Here is a 21,558-nt window from a genome sequence, read left to right as displayed (position 1 = left end):
GACGCCCAACCTGTCGCTTGCCTGAAGCCTTGACCGAAATGTCGGCAAACGCACATATTACGTTCGTAATTTTTACCGACAGCTACTTTTAGCGATCCGCATCCATTCATCAGGAGCAAGCGCATGAGCAACTATGACGTAGTGATTCTGGGCGGCGGCCCCGGCGGTTATAACGCGGCGATCCGCGCCGGGCAGTTGGGCCTCAAGGCTGCTTGCGTCGAAGGTCGGGCGACCCTCGGCGGTACGTGCCTGAACGTTGGTTGCATGCCGTCCAAAGCCCTGTTGCATGCCTCGGAGTTGTACGACGCGGCCATGGGTGCGGAATTCGCCAACCTCGGCATCGAAGTCAAACCGACGCTGAACCTCGCGCAAATGATGAAACAGAAAGACGAGAGCGTGACCGGCCTGACCAAAGGCATCGAGTTTCTCTTTCGCAAGAACAAGGTCGACTGGATCAAGGGCTGGGGCCACATCGATGGGCCGGGCAAGGTCACCGTGACTGACGATCAGGGCAACAAGGTCGAGCTGAGCGCCAAGGACATCATCATCGCCACCGGCTCCGAGCCCACTCCCCTGCCCGGCGTCGAGATCGACAACCAACGCATTCTGGATTCAACCGGCGCGCTGTCGCTGAGCGAAGTGCCCAAGCATCTGGTGGTCATCGGTGCCGGCGTGATCGGTCTGGAATTGGGTTCGGTGTGGCGGCGACTCGGCGCGCAGGTGACCGTGGTCGAATACCTCGACCGCATCTGTCCCGGTGTTGATGGCGAGGCCGGCAAAACCCTGCAACGCTCGCTGAGCAAACAGGGCATCGCCTTCAAGTTGAGTTCGAAAGTCACCAGCGCCACGTCTTCTGCCAGCGGTGTGCAACTGAGCGTCGAGCCTGCGGCGGGTGGCACGGCTGAACTGCTCGAAGCCGATTACGTGCTGGTGGCGATTGGGCGCCGTCCGTACACCCAAGGCCTCGGTCTGGAAAACGTCGGCCTGAGCACCGACAAGCGCGGCATGCTCGCCAATAAACAGCATCGCACCGAAGCTGCTGGCGTTTGGGTGATCGGCGACGTGACGTCCGGGCCGATGCTCGCGCACAAGGCTGAAGATGAAGCGATGGCCTGCGTCGAGCAGATCCACGGCAAGGCCGGCGAGGTCAATTACGCCTTGATCCCTAACGTCATCTACACCAGACCGGAGCTGGCCAGCGTCGGCAAGACCGAAGAGCAGCTCAAGGCCGAAGGCCGCGCCTACAAGGTCGGTAAGTTTCCGTTCACCGCCAACAGCCGGGCGAAGATCAACCACGAGACCGAGGGGTTCGCCAAAGTCCTCGCCGATGAGCGCACGGATGAAGTGCTCGGGGTGCATCTTGTGGGGCCGAGCGTGAGTGAGATGATTGGCGAGTTTTGTGTGGCGATGGAGTTCAGTGCCTCGGCTGAGGACATTGCATTGACGTGCCATCCGCACCCGACGCGGTCGGAGGCGTTGCGCCAGGCGGCGATGAATGTCGAGGGGATGGCGACGCAGATGTAGAAGATCAAAAGATCGCAGCCTTCGGCAGCTCCTACAGGGGTACGCATTTCATGTAGGAGCTGCCGAAGGCTGCGATCTTTGCTTGTCAGGCAGGCAGATGCCCAAGCGGCAACGCCCCCGGCGTTTTCACCGTGTGAATCGCGAAGTTGCTGCGAATGTCACTCACCCCCGGCAGTTTCAGCAGGCAACCACTGAGAAAGCGGTCGTACGCGCGCAAATCCGGCACCACCACCTGCAACAGAAAATCCGATTCCCCCGAGACCAGAAATGCCGAGATCACTTCCGGCAACGCCGTCACCGCCGCGTAAAACGCCTCGGCCTGTTCGTCGTTGTGGCGCTCGACCTTGACCCCGACAAACACCGTCAGCCCCAACCCCACTTCGTCGCGATCAAGATTGGCCTGATAGCCGCGGATCACCCCGGCCTCCTCCAGCATCCGCACCCGGCGCAGACACGGCGATGCCGACAGACCGATTTCATCGGCCAGCTCAACGTTGCTGAGGCGTCCGTCACGTTGCAGGGCCGCGAGAATCTTGCGGTCGAAAGCGTCGAGTTTCATGTTTGGCAGATCCACAGAGTTTCAGCGCTGAAAACCAGCAGGTTATGCCAAAACAAGGTGATTTTGAAGCTGACTACGCAAGCACCTGCCCCGCCCTCCAGCCCTAGACTGACGTCACCGAATCGACAACGAAAGGACGCTGACGTGGCAAATCTCTGGCTGTTTTTCCTCGCCTTGGCGGTGGTCTATCTGTTGCCCGGCCCGGACATGATCCTGCTTCTGCAAACCGGCGCACGGCAGGGTCGCGGCGCGGCGCTGGCCACGGCGATCGGTTTGGCAATCGCTCGGGGCTGCCATGTCGCATTGGCCGCGCTGGGGCTGGCGGCGCTGTTCAAGGCGGCACCGTGGACGTTTGATGTGGTGCGGCTGGCGGGCGCGGCGTATCTGCTGTGGATCGGCGTTCAATGCCTGCGCAGCTCGTTGGTGCCAGACCTGGCCACCGGCGCCCTCACCGCGACACCCGGACAATGGCGCGAGGCGATTCGCCGGGGGTTGCTGACCAACCTGCTCAACCCCAAGGCGCTGCTGTTCTGCTCGGTGCTGCTGCCGCAGTTCATCGTCAATGACGGCGCGCAGGTCCTCAACCAGTTCGCCGTGCTCGGCCTGCTGCTGGTTGGCGTTGGCCTGCTGTTCGACAGCGCCTACGCCCTGACCGGCGCTGCACTGGGCCGTTGGCTGCAACACAGTCCAACGGCGCAACGCGTTCAACAATGGCTGTTTGGCAGCCTGTTGATCGGCTTTGCGCTGCGGCTGACTTTCGTCCAGCAGGCTTAGCCCTTGCCGGCCTTGCGCCGGCGACGCATGAACAGCGCCAGCGCGACACCGATGAGCAACACAGCGGCGCCGATCTGCACCGGCCATTTGTACGGTCGCAGCGTCGCGCGCACGGCATCGGTCACTTGGGTGACGTAGCGTTTGTCGGCGTTAGCGAAGTCCGGGCTCGGGCACTGTCGGCCGAAATCCTCCGCCCACTGCACGTACGGGCCTTCCTTGACGTAACGCTGATACAGGGCTTTCTGCTCTTCCACGCTGCTGTTGAAGCTGACGGCTTTGCACAGCACCGCAGCAAACGCCTGGCTGGTGTGCGGCAGGTTATCGGCAGCACGATTGGCCAACTTGGTCGCAACGAAACGGTAGTGGAAACGATGCTGCGTCAGGGCTTCACTGGCTTTCTGCCGTTGCACTTCGTCTTCGCTGACCAGCGGCCCGGCGACCAGCTCCTTGTTGCCGAGCTGGTAGAAGCCGCCAAACGACACGTAGTCCGGCGCCATCTCATAACCGAGAATTTCGAAGCCTGACTCACGCGCAACCACAGCGGCATTGAACAGTGCGGTGGCACGTTTCGTCGGCCACCAGCTGCTTTCTGCCGCCAGACGCTGCTCACCGTAATACCTGGCTTCTTCCTGCATCGTGCTGTTGGCGAAATAGTCGACGGCTTCGGCGTAATGGCCTTCACGCAACAAGCGCCGGGCCAGCAGATAGCGCAAGTTTTCGGCTATGTGCAGTTGCTCGGCGTCGGCTCGCCCATCGTCAATCGGCGCTGCCGGGGCCGGGACGTTCTCATCGACGTACTGCTTGAGCTCTTCGACCGTTAGCACCCGCTCGGCGACGGCGGCGGCATCGAACCAATAGTTGTTGTTGCTGCGATACAACTGCACAAAGGCTTGCAGGTATTCGCCGCGTTGCAACGCCAGAATCGCGCTTTCGCCCTCGACCCGGCATTTCGGTTGCACGGTTTCAAACGCCCAGTCTGCCGTGAGCTGGTAACCCCACGATTCACTTTGCGGAAACGCCTGCGCAGCTTTGGCGTAAGCGGCGGCAGCGGCATTTTTATCGCCATCGCGCACCGCCAGTTTGGCCCGCAACCACCAGGCCAGCCCGCCATCGCCGGCATTCTCGAGGAAGGCCCTGGCGCTGGCGTAATCACCCTGTTGATAATTCATCGCCGCCAGCCGATCGGCGTTTTCCAGCGTGCCGCGCGTGCTCTGCTGCAGCAGCGTAATGAGTTTTTTCTCGTTCGGCGGCTGCTCGCCAAACGACCAGCCCATTCGGCTGACCAACGATGCGGTGACCAGTTGTTGCACCGGCTTACGCTCCAGCAGCTTCGCCAGCTCAGCCTCGGGCAACTCGGCCAGCTCATTCGTCAGTTGCTTCAACGACGTGTACCCCACGGCCGAACCGTGCAGGTTTTGCGCCTCATACAGTTCAATGGCGCCGCTCCAGTCGCCGGCAGTGCGCAATACCCGCGCCTCTTCGCCAAGGCTGGCCACGCCCAGCTCCAGCGGATCACTGAAACCATCGATGCTCATTTGCCGCGCCTGGCGAAACGCTGCGCGCGATTGCTCCAAGGCTGCGACGGCGTCGTCGGCTTCACTGCTCATGGCAAACCAGGTACGCCCCAGGGAATAGGCCGCCCAGGTGCTGCGCAACGGCCGCTGATCAGCCGGCAGCGCCAACAGCTTGTTGAAATACTCGACCGCCAGCGCATGTTCGCCCGTGGCAAACGCCACCGCGCCCGCCACGTACAGACGAATTTCAGGCGGCAGACTGGCGCCCTGCTCTGCAACCTGACGCGCATCGGTCAGGCCACGCAGTTGCGCGACCAGCGCGGCCTGCTCGTTGCTCAATCCGAGCTGTTCGGCGTTGTCGCGGGCCTGGGTTGGCGCACTGTCGTCACCGTACATATCGTCGGGATCGTGGGTCGCTGCGGTGACATTCTTAAGCCCGGTGATCGTTTGGCCGAGGCGGCTGATCTCGAACTTGAAGTTGCCCGCCGGCAGATTGGCCAGGGTCTGTCCGCGATCGTCGAGCAGACGATTGGGAAAATCCGGGCCACAGGCCAGCGCGGAACCCAGCGGCAGGCTGAGGCTCAGGCAGAGCAGATGGCGGGGCCAGTTACGGGTCAACATGCGAACCTCCTTGATCAATAGTCGCGCAACGCGCCCAACCGATGGCGCGCTGCCCGCCCGCCGGCAATCGGCCGTCGCGCAGGCGGGTGAAGGTAAGCAGATCGGCGCTCTGTTGCAATGCATATCCGGCGAGCGCATCGGCGCCTTCACAGCCTCGCGCCTTGAGCGTTATCCGCGCCGGCCAGGCGCTGTCGAGATTGCCGCGGTTGTCGAGGCTGATGTCGTAGAGGCCGTGGTGCTCGCTGAACGTCAGGCCGAGCTGACTGACCAGTTGATCACCACGCGCGACCGCGCGCAGGGTGGTCAGGCTCCAGGCGCGGCGATCGTTGGCCAGCGGCAAGCGAAACCAGATCAGCCCGGCCAGATGCGCCGGCGGGTCTTCACGCAAAACCTTGCCGAGTTGGCTCAATGCCAACGGATCGGCGAGCAGTTCGCGACGTTCACCGGCTCGCTCAAGCTGCACTTCGCTTTCCACCAGCGGCGCGCCGCCGTCATCCGGCAACAGCGCCACGCCATAGGCCGGCAGCGCCAGATAAAACGGCTTGTCGCTGACGCGCGCCCAGGCCTTGCTCCACTTCAGCGCCTGCTCAGGATCAAACAGACCGTGGCGTGGATCGCTGACGGCGTGCACTTGCAGCACGCTGCTGTCGACGGTGTGCAGAAGGGTTGGCAGTTGCGCGCTGGACAGCCACGCCGGCAACGCGGTGATGCTCAGTGGCAGCGAACTCGGCAATGCCGCCCGCAGATGCTGAAGAAACTCGCTGTAGGCCGGCAATCGCGCATTACCGGCGTCGTGGTCGATCTCGACGCCGCTCGGCGTCAGGCCTTGCGCCTGCCAATCGGCGAGCACCTGAAGAATCTGCGCAGTGACTTGATCCTGATCCAGCGCCTTGAGCTGCCCGTCGAGGCGGACCACCGCGATCACGGGGCGCCCATCGGCTTTCAACAACGACGAATCAACCCGCGCGCGGCGCCAGCCCGCATTGGGAAAGGCTTGCAGCGCCAGCACGCGCAGCGTCGAGAAGTCACTGTGACTGTCACGCAGCGCCGTTTCATGGGCGGGCGTCCACTGGCGTTGCCAGACATACAGTTGCTGATCCAGCACCGGTGCATCGTGCTGCTCGCAGCCTGCAAGCAACAACACCGTGATCAGCATCGAAAAACCGAACCGCATCAAATCGCCAATCCCTGCCGACAAAAGACCGCAGGTTACACAAAAATCCTCTGCGACTTGTAGGAGCTGTCGAGTGAAACGAGGCTGCGATCTTTTGATCTTCAAAATCAAAAGATCGCAGCCTCGTTTCACTCTACAACTCCTACAGGCACTCGGAACTCAGGGCTTGCGCGCGATGATCACCTGACTTTTCGCCACCACCGCGTCCAGCGCCTGCTTGATCTGCGCGCCACGCGGCGAATCGAGCACCGCTTGCCAGGTCTCGGCCCAGTGATTGAGCAGCGGATGATCCGGGTTGCTGAAATCGACCTTGGCTTCCCAGAACAACAGCATCCACAACGACCAGTAAAAACCGTACTGGCTGTGGCTGATGATCTCCAGCCCGGCCTCGCTGACCATCGCCTTGAACTGCTCTTCGCTGATGACGCGAATGTGGTTGGGCTTCTGGAAATACTCGGGCGCGGCGATGTCTTTCTGCAGGTCTTCGGAGCTTGGGTGCGGCACGCTCAACAGGTACAACGCGCCCGGTTTGCCGACACGCACCAGCTCCGCGAGAAACTGCGCGGGATCGTCGACGTGTTCGAGCACTTCCGTGGACACCACGCGCGTGGCCGTAGCGTCGGCAATCGGCAACGGATTGCAGTCGGTGACGTGGCATTCGATGTCACGCGCCGGGGTATCGCCCAGGCGCAGGCGGGTCGCCTCGACCTTGGCCCCGTCGATATCGGCAATGATGATCTTCGCCCCGCGCATGCCGCAGAAATGCACGTTACCGCCATCGCCGCAGCCGACGTCGAGCAAGGTGTCATCGGCCGACACCACAAAGCCTTTGAACAACTCGTTGGTCTCCTGGTTGAACCAGCCGCTGAGCTTGGCATCGTAGAGGCCGAGCATGTACGGATCGACCTTGCCGGCGACCGGGGCAACGGGTTCTGCCGGCGCCGGCACGGGCGTCGCCGCCGTGAGTTTCTTCAACAGTCTCAGCATGAGGTGGCTCCAGGGGATGGGACGGCGGTTGGGGTGGTGCCGAGGCGCTTGACCAACGCAGCACCGCGATTGCGCAGGGGCATTTCGATCAGGCGGTAATTAAGCTCGCTGAGCAGCACGATCAGGCCGCCGGCCATCACCAGCGTGAGGATCGGGTGCCCGGCCGGGCTCGGCAGGCCGGCGCTCTGCAAGCGGAAAATCACTTCACGCACGGTGAGATAAGCGGGAATGTGGATCAGATAAATGCCATAGGAACGACTGCCCACCCACGCCAACAAACGCTGGACCACGCCGGCCGGCATCAGGTAATCACGGTTGTAGGAAGCAATCCATACCAGCACGGCGCACAGCACGGCGATCGAGCCGATGCGGTAATTGGTGAAGGTAAAGCGGTCGGTGGCCATGAAGCTCAACAGCGCGCCGATTCCGATCAGCGCCGCGATGCCGGCCCACGGCCGACGCAGAAAGGTCGGCTGCCAGCGCTGATAACTCGGCTGCGCGCTCCACATCGCCAACAGCACACCGAGTGCCAGCGCATCGGTGCGCACGACCATCAGCAACGGCGTGCGCAAGGTGTAGATCTGCACCGCGACCAGCGCCAGCAACACCCACACCAAGTGCTTGCGGCACAGCACGATCAGCAGCGGGAACAACAGATAGAACTGCTCCTCCAGCGCCAGGCTCCAGTAGACAAAACTGCTGCCGTACTCGTAATGAAAGAAGCTGTCGGCAAAGCGGAAGTTGGCGTATTGCAGGACCCCGGCCAACGTCGCCTGCCAGTTCGCGGCCAATGTTCCGAACGCTCCGGAGCGATTGAAAAACACGCACGCCAGCAGAATCAGCGCCAGCCATAACCAGGCCGACGGCAATAAGCGAAACACCCGGCGCAGCCAGAAATTGCGCGTCTGCGCCCAGTATTCCTGGCGGCTGGTGCAACCTTGCAGCGCTGGAATCAGGCTGCGCGCGATGACGAAACCGGAGATCGCGAAAAACAGATCGACGCCCCACCACGGCTGCGCCCAGGCATGGATTTTTTCCAGCAGAGGCACCGGATCGGTGAACAGGCTGCCCTGCAGGTGATGAAACAACACACCGAGTACCGCGATGGCGCGCAGGACTTCGATGTCCATGATTCGTCTGCCGTTCATGGCGTGTCTCCGGTGGCCAGCGGTTTGCGGGCGATGATCACTTGGCTCTTGGGCATGAAGCGGTCGAGCGTCTGCTTGATGGCCAGGCCCTCGGGTTGCGTGAGCAAGTCTTGCCAGGTGCGCGCCCAACTCTCCATCAAGGGTGGATACGGCGCCTGAATGCGGTCGCGCACCGCGCCGCCCGGATCACGCCCGGCCGCACGCTCACTGGCCCAGAAAAAAATCATGCCCATCACCCAGAAAAACCCGCTGGCCTGACGGTGCTCGATCACCAGCCCGGCGTCTTCGACCAACGCGGCGAAGCGCTCGGGGGTGAAGATCTGCACATGGTTGGGGGCCTGGTAATAACTGTCGGGGGCGATGCCTTTCTGCAAATGCTCGCCCATGGGCGCCGGCACGCTGAGCAGGTACTGCGCACCGGGGCGGCCCATGCGCACCAGTTCAGCCATGAACGGTTCAGGCTCGGCGATGTGCTCGAGCACTTCCATGCACACCACTTTGCTGGCGCAACCGGCGGCCAGTGGCAACGGCAGACTGTTGCTGACCAGCCCGAGATTCGCCTGCTGGCTTTGCGCCTCGACTTGCCGGGCGAGCTCGCGCACCTTGTCGTATTCGCTGTCGGTGAAGATCACCGAGGCGCCCTGACGCACGGCGAACAACGTCGCCACACCCTCACCGCAACCGACGTCGAGCAGGGTGTCGTCAGCCGTAATGGCGAAGCCCTTGAGCAATTCACCGGTGGCATTCAAGAACCAGCCGTCGAGCACCGCATCGTGCAGGCCGACCATGCGCGGCGACCCCGTCGCGGGCGGCTCCGGGGCCGGCAGAGGCGTCGGCAGAGGGGGCGCAAACCACCGGGCGAGCAAACGACGAATCATGCGGTCGACGCTTGCACAGGTAGCGTCTTGGCTGGCTCAAGGTGCGCTTCGAAAAACGCCCGCAGACGCTGCTCGGTGCTGGCCTGGCTGCAAAACCGTTCGAGGTTATGCACGGCACGCGCGGACATGGCGGCATAGCGCTCGACATCGTTTTTCGCCACCGCATAACTGGCGCGATACGCCGCACACAAGGAATCCCAGTCGGTCATGTAACGCAGAGTGCGGTAGGCCGCTCGTGGGTCATGGGGCCAGGCCGTGAGTTCTTCGGTGAAGTCGACAATGAATGCACAGTCGCTGTCGATGTAGTCGGCCATCGCCGTGTTCAGTGGGGCAATCGCCGGTTTGCCGCACGACATGAATTCCATCAGCGGCAGGCACTGCCCTTCACCGTAGGAACTGTTGACCACGTAACTCGTGGCCTCCACCAGGCGTTCGTAATCGAGGTCGGCCAGATAGCCGTGGATGAGCACGATCCGGCACTGATACGCCTGGTTTTTGTAGAGGTGATGGAGCATGTCTTTCAGCGCATTGGCGATGTCATGGTGCGTCAGCTTCAGCACCAGCGTCGCGTCCGCCGTATCGCGGAACGTGGTGCAGAACGCGCTGATCATGTCCTGCCAGTTCTTGCGCCCGTCATAGGGATTGAACACCGAGGTGTAGACCACGCCGTCGAGTTGCAACGTGCAATCCTGCGGCGGACCACTGAACGAGAGTGGCACGCCCTCGCGCAATTCGGCTGGGCCGTAGGCGCGCAGGTCGGTCGTGCGACTGTCGATCAACAGGCCGCGCAGGTTCAGCTGCACGGCCTCGACCACCGGGGATTTGCTCAGGTGTTCACCGCGTGCGGCGAAGCGATCCCACACCGGGGCCGGGATGGCGCAGATCGGATAATCCTCGCCCATCACCGCACGCACAGCGTTGACGGTGAACGTCGAATGAGTGATCGCCCTGCCGCTGGCCGCCAGCACCACGCGCCAATCGTGGCGCGGTTCACCTTGCCAGCTTTCGGTCGGGATGGTGCTGAACTCCCAGGCGAACACCGGGATGGTCGGACAGGCGTAATGCGTCGATGTGCGATGAGGCGGCGAGAACGACAGGTAGACACACGCCTCGCCCCGGCTCTGACAGTCGAAATACAGACGATCAACCAACTCGTCCGGGTGACTGACTTCTATCACCTGACCGATGCGCTCCAGTACCGGGCGAAATTCCTTGAGCACAAAGTAATAGCTGTACTCGGGCCGCCCGAGGTTTTGCTGGATATTGCTCTTGTTGGTTTCCGAATGAATGATGATCAGCATGCGGCGGTCCCCGCTTCGGCTGCCTGTGGCGCTGCGGTACGCATCGGCGTCAACCCGAGAAATTGCGCCAGGCGCTGCTGCACCGGGGCAAAGCTGCAGTAATCGTGCATGCGTTGCTCAGCGGCGGCGGCCATGGCCAGATAGGCCTGCGGATGGTTCTTGGCCATCGCGTAGCTGTCCTGATAAGCGGCTTTCAACGATCCCCAGTCGGGGCGATGGCGCAGGGTGCGATAGAGAATACGCACGTCTTCCGGCCAGATCGTCGGCTCGCGGCTCGACTTGACGATGAAGCCGACGTGTTCGTCGATGTAATCGCCCATCGCCGTGTGATTCGGCGCAATCACCGGCCGTGCGCACGACATGAATTCCATCAACGGCAGGCACAAGCCTTCGCAGCGCGAGGCGTTGACGTAGAAACTCGCCGCGCCATACAACCGGGCGAATTCTTCGTCTTCCAGATAGCCGTGCATGACCACCACACGACAGGCAAACGGTGAGAGTTGCGAGAGCAGCGTGATCAGGTGAACGTAGTAGCTCGACAGGTCGTTCTGGGTGATTTTCAGCACCAGCGTTGCGTCTTCGACATCGCGCATGGCCCAGCAGAACGCGGTGATCAGGTGATGCCAGTTCTTGCGCCCGTCCTCGGGATTGAACACGCTGACGTAGACCACGCCACTGACGTCGATCTGCACCTGTTCCTGGGTATCGGGCAGCGCGGCTTGCGGGTGTTCGGCCTGTTCAAGGGCCTCCGTGACGCTGGTCGCCAGCGGCAAGGAGGCAGCAGAGGAGGCACGCCGTGCGGCGAATTTCTCGCGCAGCGCGGCGGGCAGCAGGTCGCTGACCGCTTCGCGGTACCACAACAGCGCATGGTGTTTTAGCAAAAACAGCGGCCCATGCTCGGACGGGCTCGTGAGGGCGCGATAGCCTTCACGCAGATAATGTTTGGTGATGAATGCCCGGCGTCGCAGGGTCAACGCCGGCGCTGTCGCGGGTTCGGCAACCGGTTCAGCCAGCCCGCGCACTTCCAGCTCCTGTTCACTGTGAATCGGCGCGATCAGGCCATCAGCAGACAACCCCAATGCCCGGCTGTCGATGATGCAGCCCTTGATCTGCAACGTCGCCCCCGCGCTCGAAGCGGCGGCCGGGTACTGCTGACGTACACCGGCAAAGCCCTCCCACAACGGTGTCGGCAGGACCAGCACAGGGAAGTCTTCACCCATCGTGCGGCGAATCGCTGCGGCCGTGTGGCTGGACAACGTGATGACCCGACCATGACGCGCCAGGGTCTGGCTCCAGTCTTGGCGCGGATCATCGTCGTGGCACTCGGACGGGATCGAATCGTACTCCCACGCAATCACGCACACCGTCGGGCATTGCAGGTCGGTCGGGGTCTTGTGCGGCGGTGAGAACGACAGAAAGAGACAGTCCTGACCGGCCTCCTGCAACTGCCGATACAGCGGATCGACTTCAGCCGCCGACGCCACCACGTGAACTCGCCCAAGGCTTTCCAGCACTGGGCGATAGGCCTTGAGTACGAAGTAGTAACTGTATTCGGGACGCCCGAGACTCTGGCTGATGGAGCGGTCGTTGACGTCCGAGTAAAGAATGAAATTCATGGCATCCCACGATGAAACCACCATCCCGGCAGTCTCATGCTATGACGGCCAAGCGTCGGATCGAGTCGGTATTACCGGCAATCGTCCTTCGTCATGGAGTACGTCTTCGTTCTTGTTTTAGTGGTCGGTTTCACTCCGGCTCGCAACCCTTCCGGCGAACTTTGAAGGATGGCGGCGAAGGGCATTCTAAACACATCCATCAAGGATCCGTGAACCGCCCGGCGAGAATAAATTTGGCTACGCTGACGAGAACTGACCAGTCACGGTTTGGCCTGTTGAAATTGCCGAGCAATTGGCACAGATTGTTAACAAACAACTACAACAACTGACTTCGCCCGTCTTTTAGCCGGTTTTTCTTTCGGTCTGTAAGACCTTCCCCCAAAGCCTGTGGGAAAGTGGCGCAAGTTCAAGACCAAGGGGTCGCTGTTTGAAAAAGCGTCTGTTCGTCACGGGTCTCAGTGGATTCGTGGGACAACATATTCAGTCGCGTCTGGCGTTGGCGGATTCGTCGTGGGAGCTGCTGCCTGCCGCGGCGCCCTACGACCTCACCGATCCGCACAGTCTCGCCGACCTGTGGCCGCAACTGCCGGATGCCGTCATTCATCTGGCCGGCCAGACCTTCGTCCCAGAAGCCTTTCGCGATCCGGCGCGCACCCTCGAAATCAACCTGCTCGGTACCCTCAACCTGTTGCAAGCCCTCAAGGCGCGCGGCTTTGCCGGCACATTCCTGTATGTGAGCTCCGGTGACGTCTATGGCCAGGTCGGCGAAAACCACCTGCCGATCACCGAGCAACAACCGCCCTGCCCGCGCAACCCCTACGCCGTGAGCAAACTCTCGGCGGAATTCCTCAGCCTGCAATGGGGCCTGAGCGAAGCCTGGCCGGTACTGGTTGCACGGCCGTTCAATCACATCGGCAGCGGCCAAAACCCAAGCTTTGTGATTGCCAGTGCCGCCCGCCAGATCAATCGCATCAAACAAGGCCTGCAGGCACCGCAGCTGGAAGTCGGCGATATCGACGTGACACGGGATTTTCTCGATGTCGGCGATGTGATCTCGGCCTACTTCGCGCTGCTGGAAAAAGGCACACCGGGGCAGGTCTACAACATCTGCTCGGGCCGTGAACAGAGCATCCGCAGCCTGATCGAGCAGCTCGGTGATCTGGCCGAGGTCGAGCTGCAACTGGTTCAGGACCCGGCGCGCATGCGGCGCGCCGATCAGCGTCGCGTTTGCGGCAGCCATGCCAGGCTGACCCAGACCACAGGATGGACGCCTGAAATCACTACACAACAATCCCTGCGGGCGATCCTGTCCGACTGGGAGACGCGAGTAAGCCAAGAATGACAAAAAGTGCACTGATCACAGGGATCACCGGCCAGGACGGCGCGTATCTGGCCAAGCTGTTGCTCGACAAGGGCTACAAGGTTCACGGCCTCGTCGCTCGGCGCAGCAGCGATTCGCGCTGGCGCCTGCGCGAGCTGGGCGTCGAAGCCGACATTGTCTATCTGGACGGTGACATGGCCGATGCCTGCTCGGTACAGCGTGCGGTCATTCAATCGGCGCCGGACGAAATTTATAACCTCGCCGCGCAGAGCTTTGTCGCCGCCTCGTGGAATCAGCCGGTGACCACCGGCATCGTCGATGGCCTGGGCGTCACGCACGTGCTCGAAGCGATCCGCCAGTTCAGCCCGCACACCCGCTTTTATCAGGCCTCGACCAGTGAAATGTTCGGCCTGATCCAGGCCGAGCAGCAGGACGAGAACACGCCGTTCTACCCGCGCAGCCCTTACGGCGTGGCCAAGCTGTACGGCCACTGGATCACCGTCAACTACCGTGAAAGTTTCAACCTGCACGCCAGCAGCGGCATCCTCTTCAACCATGAATCGCCACTGCGCGGCATCGAGTTCGTCACCCGCAAAGTCACCGACGCCGCCGCTCGCATCAAGCAAGGCAAACAGCAGGAGCTGGCGCTGGGCAACATCGACGCGAAACGCGACTGGGGTTTTGCCGGCGATTACGTCGAAGCCATGTGGCTGATGCTGCAACAGGACAAGCCTGACGATTTCGTGGTCGCCACCGGCGTCACCACCACGGTGCGCGAAATGTGCCGCATCGCCTTCGATCACGTCGGCCTCAACTACCGCGATTACGTGAAGATCGACCCGGCATTCTTCCGCCCGGCCGAAGTTGAAGTGCTGCTCGGCAATCCGGCCAAGGCTCAGCGCGTGCTGGGCTGGAAGCCGAAAACCGACCTGGATACCTTGATCCGCATGATGATGGATGCGGACATGAAACGCGTCGCCAAGGAGTAGGCCATGCTGATCCCCGTGATTCTGTCCGGCGGTGCCGGCACCCGTTTGTGGCCGGTGTCCCGTGAGGGCCATCCCAAGCCGTTCATGACCCTGCCCGACGGCCAGTCGCTGCTCGGCAAGACCTACCAGCGTGCCGCCGCATTGCTGGACGGCTGGGGCGACATTGTCACGGTGACCAACCGCGAGTACTACTTCCAGAGCAAGGATCACTATTGCGCCGCGCACGTGTCGCGCCATCGCGGGCATTTTCTGCTGGAGCCGACCGGGCGCAACACCGCCCCGGCGATTGCCGCAGCCGCCTTGGCACTACAAGCGTTGCATGGCGACGACGCGATCATGGTGGTGATGCCGGCCGACCATTTGATCGTCAATCAGGACGCGCTGAAAACCGCCGTCGAGCACGCGGTCAATCTGGCGAAGGACGGTTACCTGGTGACCTTCGGCGTCATACCAACAGCACCGGAAACCGGCTTCGGCTACATCGAGACCGGTGCACCGCTGGACGCCAGGGGCGCCGCCAAAGTGCAGCGTTTCGTCGAGAAACCCGACCTGCAAACCGCTACGCATTATCTGGAAAGCGGCAACTTCCTGTGGAACTCGGGGATGTTCTGCTTCACCACCGCGGCGGTCATTGCCGAATTGCAATTGCACGCGCCTGAGTTGCTGGAGCAGACCCGCGCCTGCATGGCCGCCAGCGCGCCGATCGAAACCGTTGGCTGCCTGCAACAGGAACTGTCGCCGGCACTGTTCGCTGAAATCACTGACATTTCCATCGACTACGCGCTGATGGAGCGCTCGGAAAAAGTCGTCGTGGTGCCGGCCGGTTTCGACTGGAGCGACATCGGTTCATGGGGCGCCGTCGCCGCCCTGGTGCCGGCCGATGCCGACAACAACCGCGCCAGTGGCGAAGCGATCTTCATCGACAGCCACAACAACTTCGTGCAGAGCGAAGGGCGGCTGGTGGCCGCCGTCGGTGTCGACAACCTGATCGTCATCGATACCGCCGACGCGGTGCTGGTGGCCCATGCCGACCGTGCGCAGGATGTACGGCGCGTGGCCAAGCAACTCAAGGACACATCCCACGAAGCCTATCGCCTGCACCGCACGGTCAGCCGTCCGTGGGGGACGTACACCGTGCTTGAGGAAGGCCCGCGCTTCAAGATCAAGCGCATCGTGGTCAAGCCTGGTGGCAAGCTCTCCCTACAGATGCACCATCACCGCAACGAACACTGGGTGGTGGTCGAAGGCATGGCCAAGGTCACCAACAACGGTTCCGGCACCCACCTGGTGGCGAAGAATGAATCGACGTTCATTGCCGCCGGTCATCGCCATCGCCTGGAAAACCCCGGCGTGATCGATCTGGTAATCATCGAAGTGCAAAGCGGCGAATACCTGGGAGAGGACGACATCGTTCGCTTCGAAGACCAATACGGCAGGACGGATTGAATGCTGCTTTCCCTGTACCGCTCGCTACGCAGCTACCGTGGATTCATCCTCGGCAGCGTCAAGCGAGAGTTTCAAGCACGCTATCGCAACTCGTTGTTCGGGGCCCTGTGGACGGTACTCAATCCACTGTCGATGATCATCGTGTACACGGTGATCTTTTCCCAGATCATGCGCGCCCGCCTGCCGGGTGTGGACGATGGCCTGGCCTACAGCGTCTATCTCTGCGCCGGCCTGCTGACCTGGGGCCTGTTCGCTGAAATCACCACGCGCAGCCAGAGCATGTTTCTGGAAAACGCCAACCTGCTGAAGAAAATCAGCTTCCCGCGCATCTGCCTGCCGGTCATTGCACTGCTCAATGCCGGCATCAACTTCGCGATCATCCTGGGCCTGTTCTTCGGGTTCCTGCTAATCAGCGGGCGCTTGCCCGGCATGGCCTTGCTGGCGCTGATACCGTTGCTGATCCTGCAGGTGATCTTTGCGGCCGGGCTGGGCATGTTGCTGGGTATTCTCAATGTGTTTTTTCGCGATGTCGGGCAGATGTTCGGCATCTGCCTGCAATTCTGGTTCTGGCTGACACCGATCGTTTACCCGCTGTCGATCCTGCCCCCGGGGATCCAGCACTTGATCGGGCTCAACCCGATGACGGCCCTGATGACCAGCTACCAGAATGTCTTCCTCTACAACCAATGGCCGGTCTGGTCCTCACTGACCCCGCTGCTGGTCATCGGCCTGCTGCTCTGCGCCATGGCGCTGCGGCTGTTTCGCCAGCGTGTCGGTGAAATGGTGGACGAACTCTGATGGGACATATTCGCGTCAGCGGCCTGGCCAAGGCCTACAAACAATACCCGAACCGCTGGAGCCGTCTGCTCGAATGGCTGGTGCCGTTTTCCCGCAGGCGCCATCACCTGCATTGGGTCCTGCAGGACATCGATTTCGAGATCAAACCTGGTGAGTCGGTCGGCATCGTTGGCGTCAACGGCGCGGGCAAAAGCACCCTGCTGAAGATGATCACCGGCACCACGCAACCGACCTGTGGACAGATTGAACTGGAAGGCCGCGTGGCGGCGCTGCTGGAACTGGGCATGGGTTTCCATCCGGATTTTACCGGTCGGCAGAACGCTTTCATGGCCGGCCAGTTGCTCGGCATGCAGGTTGAAGAAATCGAAGCGTTGATGCCGCAGATCGAGGGTTTTGCCGAAATCGGCGACGCCATCGATCATCCCGTACGCACCTACTCCAGCGGCATGCAGATGCGCCTGGCCTTCAGCGTCGCCACTGCGCGACGCCCGGATATTCTCATCGTCGACGAAGCCCTGTCGGTGGGCGACGCCTACTTTCAGCACAAAAGCTTCGAACGCATCCGCAGCTTCCGCAAGGCCGGCACCACGTTGCTGATCGTGTCCCATGACCGCTCCGCCATTCAGTCGATCTGCGATACCGCGATCCTCCTCGAAAACGGTCGCCTGGCCATGCGCGGCAAGCCTGAAGAAGTGATGGATTACTACAACGCCATGCTCGCCCAGCGCGAAGGCCAGATCGTCCGTCAGGAGATGCTCGCCAACGGCCAGGTACGGACCATTTCCGGTACCGGCGAAGCAGGGATAGTCAACGTGCGCCTGCTCGACGCGCAGGGCCGCAGCCTTGAAGTGGCCGAAGTCGGTCAACCGGTGGTGCTGGAAGTACAGACGGAAATTCGTCAGGACATCGAACGGTTGATTCTCGGTTTCATGATCAAGGATCGCCTCGGCCAGGCGATTTATGGCATCAACACCCATCGCCTCGACAAAGCCGTGACCGACCTGAGCGCCGGCGAGCGCGTGACCTTCCGCTTCGCCTTCGACATGCGCCTGGGCAAGGGCAGTTATTCAGTGGCATTGAGCCTGTCGCGCCTGGACTCGCACCTGGACCGCAATTTCGAATGGCGCGACTACGGCCTGGTGTTCCATGTGATCAACAATCGCCAGGAAGACTTCGTCGGCTGTTCGTGGCTGGAGGCACAAACCGAAATCACCCGCACCAGCGAAACACTTCTGCAAACGCCTGCCACGGAGACCTTGCGATGACGCGATTGTTGGTGGAGTGCACGTACGTTTTCGAACACCCCTCCGCCAACTCGGGCATTCAGCGCGTGGTGCGCAACGTCATCCAGCAACTGCCGGCAGCCGACGAAACCGTTGAATGCATCCCGGTGGTGATGATCGATGGCGGTTTGTATGAAGTTAAAAGCCTGGCGCCGCTGAAATCGTTGAAGCTCGACCTGATCGGCCTGCGGGTAAAACTGGAGCAATGGGCCAACGCCTTCTGGTTGCGCCACCGTGCCGTCGAGCGCCGTCGCCCGTTCAGCCAGTCGCACTTTGCCCGGCGGGTTTTGTACGTCGGCTGCCGGCTCACCGCGTTTGCCTGTTTCAGCTTACCGATGCGCCTGCTGGGACGCGCCCTCAAGGGCAAACACATCCCCGAACGTTGCGTGCCGCTGGCGCATCGCCCCGGCGATCAACTGGTGCTGCTCGACTCGTCGTGGCACGCCAACTTCTTCCCCCTCGCCGAGCAGCTCAAGCGCGAAGGGGTTGGCATCATTTCGGTGATTTACGACCTGATCCCGCTGACCCATCCGCAGTTTTGCGACGCCGGGCTGGTCAAGGTCTTCAATGACTGGTTCGACTGGATTGCGCGCACCGCCGATGGCTACGTGGCGATCTCGACCACGATCCGCGATCAGGTCCGCCAGGAGATGCAACGCCGGATCGGCTCACAGCAGGTGGCGCAGCGCTGGTTCGATTATTTCCATCTCGGCTCCGAGCTGGACTTGAGCGACGCCGATGCCGCTGTCGACCGCGGCTTGCTGCAACTGTTCGAAACGCCGGAGCCGGTGTTCCTCATGGTCAGCACCATCGAACCGCGGAAAAACCATGCCTACCTGCTGGATGCATTCGATCGCGCCTGGGCTGACGGCTCCCGCGCAAGGTTGTGCATCGTCGGCAAAATCGGCTGGAAGTGCGAGGCGCTGATCGAGCGCATCCGCCAACACCGCGAATTGAATCGACGCCTGTTCATGTTCAATTCACTCTCGGACAAAAGCCTCGAACACGCCTACGAGCACGCCACGGTGCTGGTGTTCCCGTCGCACGTCGAAGGGTTCGGCCTGCCGCTGGTGGAAGCCATGCAACGCGGATTGCCGGCGATGGGCAGCGACATTCCGGTGTTTCGTGAAATCGGCGGCGACTACATGGCTTATTTCGACCTTGCTGACCCACAGAGCCTGACGGATCTGGTGATCGGCATGGACCGCAACCCGACATTCCCGGCACTGCTGAGCCTGGAACACTGGCGCTGGCTGAGCTGGCGCGAAGCGAGCGCGCAATTGGTCGAGCGCATCGAGCGCAACCTGAACACGGCGCAGCCTGCCATCGAGAGTCAGCATGCGCATTGCTCTTAACGCCCGCATTCTCCAGGCGCCGCGCACCGGCATCGGCCATTACGTGGCCGAACTGGTCAGCGCCTTGCGCCATCAACCCGATATCGAGGTGACGTTGTTCCACGGCTGGGGCTGGAGTTCGGCACTGCCGGAAGCGGCCATGCCCGGTTACTCACGCCTGACGCCACTGCTGCGGCAAATTCCCGGGGCTTATCAGGCGCGCCGCTGGCTGGAGCAGAAACGCTTCGATCAGGGCCGCGCGCAGGGCATCGACCTCTACCACGAACCGAGCCTGTGGCCGCTGGCCTTCGACGGCCCGACCGTGATCACCCTGCACGACCTGACCCACCTGCATTTCCCCGAGACCCAGCCACCGGCACGGCTCAAGGAAATCGAGCGGCGGCTGGCCTTGGGGGTGCAACAGGCGCAAGTGATCCTGACCGACTCGCAGGCGATTGCCGACGAGGCGCAAGCCTATTTCGGCCTGCCCAGTGAACGTTTCGTGGTGGCGCCCCTGGGCGTCGCCGAGCGTTTTCACCCGCGTGAGCCGAGCGCCATCGACGCGGTCCTCAAGGCGCATGCGGTGGCGGCGCGGGAGTATTTTCTGTGCGTCGGCACGCTGGAGCCGCGCAAGAACCTTGGCCTCGCCCTGCGCGCCCATGCCCTGTTGCCGGAGCCCGTGCGTCAGCGTTATCCGTTGCTGATCGTCGGCATGGCCGGCTGGGAGCGTGATCAGTTCAGCGAACCTTTGCGCCAGGCACTGGCCAGCGGGCATGTGTGCCTGCTTGGTTATCTGCCCGATGAACAGGTGGCGCAGCTGCTGGCCGGGGCCCGTGCGCTGATTTTTCCATCGTTGTATGAGGGTTTTGGTCTGCCGGTACTGGAGGCCATGGCCAGCGGCACACCGGTGGTGCTCACACAGTCTTCGGCCATGCCGGAAGTCGCGGGCGCCGCGGGCAACTATATTGAAGCTGACGATGCAGAAGGCCTGCGTGATGCGCTGAGCCGACTGATCGATGATCAAGCGCATTGGCAGGCATGCCAAGAAGCCGGGTTGCAGCAGTCACGGCTTTTTTCCTGGGAGCGTTGTGCACGGGCCACGGCCGGTGCCTACCACCAGGCCATGGGAGGTTGAATGCGAGTTCTTCATTTTTTCAAAACGTACCTGCCGGATTCGGTCGGCGGCATCGAACAAGTGATCTTCCAACTCTGCGAAAGCGGCGCCCAGCACGGCATCGATGGCCAGGTGCTGACGCTCAGTGCCGACCCGACACCGCCGGTGGTGCAACTCGGCCAACACGAAGTGCACCGCGCCAGACTCGACATTCAATTCGCCTCCACCGGGTTTTCCTGGAGCGTGTTCAAACAGTTTCGCGAACTGGCGGCCGAGGCCGACGTGGTCAACTACCACTTCCCGTGGCCGTTCATGGACCTGGTGCATTTCGCCAGCGCCCTGAACAAACCGAGCGTGGTCACTTACCACTCGGACATCATCCGTCAGAAGCACCTGCTCAAACTCTACCGGCCGCTGATGAACCGCTTTCTCGCCAGCGCCGACCGTATCGTTGCCGCTTCGCCGAACTACCTGCACACCAGCGATGTGTTGCAGCAGTTCCAGGACAAGACCCGGGTGATCCCCTACGGCTTGAACAAGGCCGGTTATCCACAGCCAGACGCGCAGCGCATGAATCGCTGGCGCCAGCAGCTTGGGGATAAGTTTTTCCTGTTCGTCGGGGTGATGCGTTATTACAAAGGCCTGCACATCCTGCTCGATGCATTGAAAGAGGTCGATTACCCGGTGGTCATCGTCGGTGCCGGGCCGCTGGAGCTGGAACTGCATGCGCAGGCGCAGGCGTTGGGCCTGCGCAACATTCACTTCCTCGGGCGCCTGGGGGATGAAGACAAGGTCGCGCTGCTGCAACTGAGCTACGCCATCGTCTTCCCTTCGCACCTGCGTTCGGAAGCGTTCGGGATTTCCTTGCTCGAAGGGGCGATGTACGGCAAACCGATGATTTCCAGCGAGATCGGCACCGGCACCAGCTACATCAATATCCACAACGAGACCGGTTTGGTCGTGCCACCGAGTAATCCACAGGCGTTTCGCGAGGCGATGCGTACCTTGTGGGACGATCCGCTGCGCGCAGCGGCGATGGGCGTGAAAGCAGAAGCCCGTTATCGGCAGTTGTTCACAGCGGATGACATGGGCCGCAAATGGACGGAGCTGTATCAGGAACTGCTGGAAGAAAAATCCCTGTCCTACGCCTGATTCGAAACCGGATCGCCCTGTAGGA

The 21,558-nt window shown here is 61.8% G+C and carries 18 protein-coding genes; 10 read left to right on the top strand and 8 right to left on the bottom strand.

Annotation, left to right across the window (positions count from 1 at the left end; translation table 11 throughout):
- Positions 1-123 precede the first annotated feature (123 nt).
- Complete coding sequence (gene lpdA / locus EJA70_RS09450; protein ID WP_158830556.1) at positions 124-1,524, top strand: dihydrolipoyl dehydrogenase; 1,401 nt, start codon at positions 124-126, stop codon at positions 1,522-1,524.
- A gap of 85 nt (positions 1,525-1,609) precedes the next feature.
- On the opposite strand, the gene EJA70_RS09445 is transcribed toward lpdA, so the two are convergent.
- The gene (locus EJA70_RS09445; RefSeq protein ID WP_053125245.1) at positions 1,610-2,083 is read right to left on the bottom strand and encodes an Lrp/AsnC family transcriptional regulator; all 474 of its coding nucleotides are present in this window, start codon (positions 2,081-2,083) and stop codon (positions 1,610-1,612) included.
- A 144-nt stretch (positions 2,084-2,227) separates the two neighbouring features.
- Here EJA70_RS09445 and EJA70_RS09440 point away from each other — a divergent pair, with 144 nt between their 5' ends.
- Positions 2,228-2,857 (top strand): LysE family translocator, encoded by a 630-nt coding sequence (locus EJA70_RS09440; RefSeq protein WP_008078892.1) that lies wholly within the window; start codon positions 2,228-2,230, stop codon positions 2,855-2,857.
- Here the strand turns inward: EJA70_RS09440 and EJA70_RS09435 are convergent.
- The 7 genes from EJA70_RS09435 to EJA70_RS09405 form a co-directional block, all read right to left on the bottom strand.
- A complete protein-coding gene (locus EJA70_RS09435) occupies positions 2,854-4,992 on the bottom strand; it encodes a hypothetical protein (RefSeq protein ID WP_158830555.1) in 2,139 nt (712 codons plus the stop codon). The genes EJA70_RS09440 and EJA70_RS09435 overlap by 4 nt on opposite strands.
- A complete protein-coding gene (locus tag EJA70_RS09430; RefSeq protein ID WP_158830554.1) occupies positions 4,979-6,166 on the bottom strand; it encodes a DUF3142 domain-containing protein in 1,188 nt (395 codons plus the stop codon). The genes EJA70_RS09435 and EJA70_RS09430 overlap by 14 nt, the downstream gene beginning before the upstream one ends.
- 159 nt (positions 6,167-6,325) lie before the next feature.
- On the bottom strand, positions 6,326-7,153 hold the full coding sequence (locus EJA70_RS09425) for a class I SAM-dependent methyltransferase (RefSeq protein ID WP_158830553.1): 828 nt from the start codon (positions 7,151-7,153) through the stop codon (positions 6,326-6,328).
- Positions 7,147-8,301, bottom strand: coding sequence for an acyltransferase (locus EJA70_RS09420; RefSeq protein WP_158830552.1), 1,155 nt, complete (start codon positions 8,299-8,301; stop codon positions 7,147-7,149). Before EJA70_RS09420 ends, EJA70_RS09425 begins: the two co-directional genes overlap by 7 nt.
- Positions 8,298-9,179, bottom strand: a complete 882-nt coding sequence (locus tag EJA70_RS09415; protein ID WP_158830551.1) for a bifunctional 2-polyprenyl-6-hydroxyphenol methylase/3-demethylubiquinol 3-O-methyltransferase UbiG — start codon at positions 9,177-9,179, stop codon at positions 8,298-8,300. The genes EJA70_RS09420 and EJA70_RS09415 overlap by 4 nt, the downstream gene beginning before the upstream one ends.
- A complete protein-coding gene (locus tag EJA70_RS09410; protein ID WP_158830550.1) occupies positions 9,176-10,480 on the bottom strand; it encodes a glycosyltransferase in 1,305 nt (434 codons plus the stop codon). The genes EJA70_RS09415 and EJA70_RS09410 overlap by 4 nt, the downstream gene beginning before the upstream one ends.
- Positions 10,474-12,096 (bottom strand): glycosyltransferase, encoded by a 1,623-nt coding sequence (locus tag EJA70_RS09405; RefSeq protein ID WP_158830549.1) that lies wholly within the window; start codon positions 12,094-12,096, stop codon positions 10,474-10,476. Before EJA70_RS09405 ends, EJA70_RS09410 begins: the two co-directional genes overlap by 7 nt.
- Positions 12,097-12,523: 427 nt before the next feature.
- Here EJA70_RS09405 and EJA70_RS09400 point away from each other — a divergent pair, with 427 nt between their 5' ends.
- The 8 genes from EJA70_RS09400 to EJA70_RS09365 are packed head-to-tail and all read left to right on the top strand — an operon-like array spanning position 12,524 to position 21,533.
- Positions 12,524-13,438: a GDP-mannose 4,6-dehydratase gene (locus EJA70_RS09400; protein WP_158830548.1), complete on the top strand. Its 915-nt coding sequence runs from the start codon at positions 12,524-12,526 to the stop codon at positions 13,436-13,438.
- Positions 13,435-14,406, top strand: coding sequence for a GDP-mannose 4,6-dehydratase (gene gmd, locus EJA70_RS09395; RefSeq protein WP_008078910.1), 972 nt, complete (start codon positions 13,435-13,437; stop codon positions 14,404-14,406). Before EJA70_RS09400 ends, gmd begins: the two co-directional genes overlap by 4 nt.
- Before the next feature lie 3 nt (positions 14,407-14,409).
- Complete coding sequence (locus EJA70_RS09390) at positions 14,410-15,852, top strand: mannose-1-phosphate guanylyltransferase/mannose-6-phosphate isomerase (protein ID WP_158830547.1); 1,443 nt, start codon at positions 14,410-14,412, stop codon at positions 15,850-15,852.
- Positions 15,853-16,650: an ABC transporter permease gene (locus EJA70_RS09385; protein ID WP_158830546.1), complete on the top strand. Its 798-nt coding sequence runs from the start codon at positions 15,853-15,855 to the stop codon at positions 16,648-16,650.
- Positions 16,650-17,915 carry an ABC transporter ATP-binding protein gene (locus EJA70_RS09380; protein ID WP_158830545.1) on the top strand — a complete coding sequence of 422 codons (1,266 nt, stop codon included), beginning with the start codon at positions 16,650-16,652 and terminating at the stop codon, positions 17,913-17,915. The genes EJA70_RS09385 and EJA70_RS09380 overlap by 1 nt, the downstream gene beginning before the upstream one ends.
- A complete protein-coding gene (locus EJA70_RS09375) occupies positions 17,912-19,288 on the top strand; it encodes a glycosyltransferase family 1 protein (protein ID WP_158830544.1) in 1,377 nt (458 codons plus the stop codon). Before EJA70_RS09380 ends, EJA70_RS09375 begins: the two co-directional genes overlap by 4 nt.
- On the top strand, positions 19,272-20,402 hold the full coding sequence (locus tag EJA70_RS09370; RefSeq protein ID WP_158830543.1) for a glycosyltransferase family 1 protein: 1,131 nt from the start codon (positions 19,272-19,274) through the stop codon (positions 20,400-20,402). The genes EJA70_RS09375 and EJA70_RS09370 overlap by 17 nt, the downstream gene beginning before the upstream one ends.
- A complete protein-coding gene (locus EJA70_RS09365; protein WP_158830542.1) occupies positions 20,403-21,533 on the top strand; it encodes a glycosyltransferase family 4 protein in 1,131 nt (376 codons plus the stop codon).
- Positions 21,534-21,558 lie beyond the last annotated feature (25 nt).

The sequence above is a fragment of the Pseudomonas sp. PB103 genome (assembly GCF_009764635.1).
Classification (GTDB): Bacteria; Pseudomonadota; Gammaproteobacteria; order Pseudomonadales; family Pseudomonadaceae; genus Aquipseudomonas.
The sequence above is the reverse complement of the archived record's forward strand: the minus strand, read 5'-3'. Positions and strand labels throughout refer to the sequence as shown.